We start from the raw sequence: 3,430 nt of genomic DNA on the forward strand, positions 1-3,430 counted from the left end.
GCCAACTTCGCGGCGGCCTATAGCGACTATCATGTGACTGGCCTCAACCCGGCGGGTAATGCCTGTCTTGCTGATCTCGCCTTTGTTGCGGGCCGGTTCCGCATCGTCCAGCACCGCCGTCCCGCTGTGAGAGAGGCCGGGTCCCATGCCCCATGATCCAGCGGATTTCGTCGGCGCGTGGAGCTTGGTCGACTGGCGGATCGAATATGCTGATGGCAATGTCAGCAGACCGTTCGGTGATGGTGCGCATGGCTACATCATCTATTCCGCCGACGGCACGATGACAGCAAGTATTGCCAAGGCTGGGCGCAGCAGTTTGGGCATCTCCAATGCCCGAGCCGCCAGCACAGATCAAAAGGCGGAGGCCTTTGATAGCTACTTCCATTACGCCGGCCCTTGGCGGATTGAGGGTGAGGAAGTAGTGCACGTGGTCACCATGTCGCTCAATCCCGATATGGCTGGTACCGAGCAACGTCGGCTCGCCGAGTTCCATGGCAAAGGCGGGCTGACGCTTTCTGCCAGCGAGGCCTTAAACAATGGCGGCACCCGGCATCACGTCCTGCAATGGAAACGCTAGCCGTAGTTCGATTGGTTTGCCTATCGCGGACCACCCGTTGGCGATCTATCGGACGGCATCGTGAGCGTCTCCAACAGGAGCGCCGATAAATTACAGGTTGAGCAGCCTAGTTACATGGATTGGGACCTACGAATGATGTTTTTCGGGGAAGGCGGGCTGTTTGACGTATTTCCCGCTATGGGCGCGTTGCTGCTGAAATATCTAACTGGATTGAACTTCGGTTATAGGATCGGGTAAATCGTTGGCGGATGACCAAAAATGGGGCGTCAGCCGAATGTCTGCTACGCCGCCTCACTTCTTTGAAGCGGACGGACCGCAACCGGCCCAATTGCTGCCGCTAAAATTCAAAATCTTGTGTGACCGCTTCCGCCATGAATAGACGCTTCGTGGGTCGGTCTTTGTTCTAATTCCGGAAACTTATTGAGCCAATGGGTTTTCACTACGAAAAGGCCAAAATGACGCTCCTACGCGACTTTGCGATCGCCCCGTTCGCCCGACAGGCTTTTGATCAATGCGTTCACGGCCGTGATCGGAACCGGTCGACTGAGCAGAAAGCCCTGAATATTGTCGCAACCGTTCTGGTGCAGCATCTCTACCTGTTCAGCCAGTTCCACGCCTTCGGCAAGCGTCTCCATACCCAGCGCTGCAGCCAGACCGGTAATCGCCTGGATGATGGCCGCGCTGCCCTTGTCGGACAGGATATCGACCACAAAACTCCGGTCAATCTTGATCTTGTCGAACGGGAAGCTGCGCAAATAGCTGAGAGATGAATAGCCGGTACCGAAATCATCAAGCGCAACCCGGATACCCAGGGCGCGCAGACTGTGCAGCGATTTCAAGGTCTCCTCGACATTGTCGATCAGCAAGGATTCGGTAATTTCCAGTTCGAGCCGTTCGGGTGCCAGTCCGGACTGGGTGAGAGCTTGCAGCAATATTGCATGCAGACCCTTGGTACGAAACTGGACCGGGGAAATATTGACTGCAACCCGGATATGCTCCGGCCAACTCACCGCCTGTCGGCAGGCTTCCTTGATCACCCACTCGCCGATCTGTACGATGAGACCGGTTTCCTCAGCCAGGGGAATGAACTCTATCGGCTGGATGAAACCGCGTTCGGGATGGTGCCATCTTATCAGCGCTTCGAAACCGTTGATTCTCTGCTGCTGCGTGTTGAACAAGGGCTGATAATAGAGTTCAAACTGGCCCTGTTCGATCGCCAGCTTCAGATCGATTTCGGTTTCTCGCCGCTTGCGGGCCAACTCGTCCATTTCCTGTTCGAAATAATGATATTGTCCTTTGCCTTCCTGCTTCGCCCGATACAGGGCGAGGTCGGCATTTTTCATCAGCATGTCCGACTTTTGACCATCATGAGGTGCGACCGCTATGCCGATACTCGTCGTCGTGGGCATAAGATGGCCCTCGACCTGGAAGCTCTCTGAAAAGGATTTTTCAAGCTGTTCTGCGATCATCGTAATCGCATCGACATTATTGGCATTTTCGATCAATACCGCAAATTCATCACCGCCAAGCCTGGCGACGAGATGGCCGTCGAGGATCGATGTCATCCGCTCGGTGACCTGTTTGAGCAAGGCGTCTCCGACCGGGTGACCGAGCGTATCATTGACCGATTTGAAATTATCGAGATCGAGATAGAAAACAGCCACCAGATCGCTGTCACCGGCCCGCTTGAGCGCGATATCGAGCTGATCACGAAAATATTTCCGGTTGGGAAGATCGGTCAGGGCATCATGCAAGGCAATATGGGATATCTTGTCTTCCCGCTCGACAATGGCATCGACCATTTCATTGAAACTATCGCCGAGCCGGCCAATTTCATCGGTTGAATTGACGACCACCTTGTGTCTTTCGCCGATACTGATCTGGCGCGCAGCCTCTTCCAACCGGGCAATCGGGCGGGTGATGCCTTTGGCCAGCAACCAGCCCGCCGACACGATGATCGCTAGTCCAAAGAGCGCCAAAGCCGCGAGAATATAGGTTATCGGGCGATAGGCGAGCAGCGCTTCGCTGAGTGAATGGCGCAGTAACAGAGTAGGATTCTCGTGGGTGCTGAGCGAGGGCAAGGCCGATGCCCGGTACAATATGCGTTCACCGCTCTCAGTCAATTCGATCTGCTCGCCGGTCTTGGCCGCGAGCGTTGCCGGCAATGCCCGGCCATCCAGCACTTTTGCTGTCAGATTGATCGGTGCCAGCTCAGCCAGATTTTGCATTTCAGTCCGGTTGAACGGCTTGCCCACGACGAGCCAGCCAAACAGGTTGGGCGCTTCAACCGGCGATGCAACAACGCCATGATAGGCTCCGTCAATTTTGACCAGGCCGCTGCGCGCTCCTTCATCAAGCGCGTTCCAGACGCTATCTGCATCGTCGGCGCTCATGTTCTGCTGAAGCCCGATGGTCGCGCCTTCCAGAGTCATGATGAACGCATTGGGCACATCGAGCCGATTGCGCAAACTGACCAGAGCGCTGGCTATGGTCGGTTCATCGCCGAGGGCAACCGCTTCCCGAAATCCGAAATCGGCGGCCAGAATATCGGTGGCGGTCGACATCCGTTGTGATTCCAGTTCAAGCACCTTGTTGAAGGCGTTGGAATTGGCTGTCATTTCCTCGGAAATCTTGACCGCCGCATAGCGTTCGATGCCACCCGTCGCGACCGCGACCAGCGCACCGAAGGTGAGCACAAAAAGGGCCGAATATAATACGGCAATCCGGATAGACAGCGAACCGGAACGCAGCAGGCGCTGAATCGTTTTCAAAACCCTATTTCCTCAACTTCAACGCCACGATTTTTTTCGTGACCTTGTTGGCGCCGAGGGAAAATGAATATGCGCTCTCGCC

At 55.5% G+C, this 3,430-nt stretch carries 2 protein-coding genes; one reads left to right on the plus strand and one right to left on the minus strand.

Features of this window, described 5'->3' with window-relative positions; all coding sequences use genetic code 11:
• Positions 1–145: 145 nt before the first annotated feature.
• A complete protein-coding gene (locus ACEW8J_RS03815) occupies positions 146–577 on the plus strand; it encodes a lipocalin-like domain-containing protein (protein ID WP_373490309.1) in 432 nt (143 codons plus the stop codon).
• A gap of 464 nt (positions 578–1,041) precedes the next feature.
• On the opposite strand, the gene ACEW8J_RS03820 is transcribed toward ACEW8J_RS03815, so the two are convergent.
• Complete coding sequence (locus tag ACEW8J_RS03820; RefSeq protein ID WP_373490310.1) at positions 1,042–3,348, minus strand: putative bifunctional diguanylate cyclase/phosphodiesterase; 2,307 nt, start codon at positions 3,346–3,348, stop codon at positions 1,042–1,044.
• Between the last annotated feature and the right edge of the window lie 82 nt (positions 3,349–3,430).

It is taken from the genome of Parasphingorhabdus sp., assembly GCF_041748495.1.
GTDB lineage: Bacteria > Pseudomonadota > Alphaproteobacteria > Sphingomonadales > Sphingomonadaceae > Parasphingorhabdus.

What these genes read in the sequence shown, in the direction of transcription:
- ACEW8J_RS03815 (WP_373490309.1), top strand. Translation starts at nt 146, where the DNA reads ATGCCCCATGATCCAGCGGATTTCGTCGGCGCGTGGAGCTTGGTCGAC.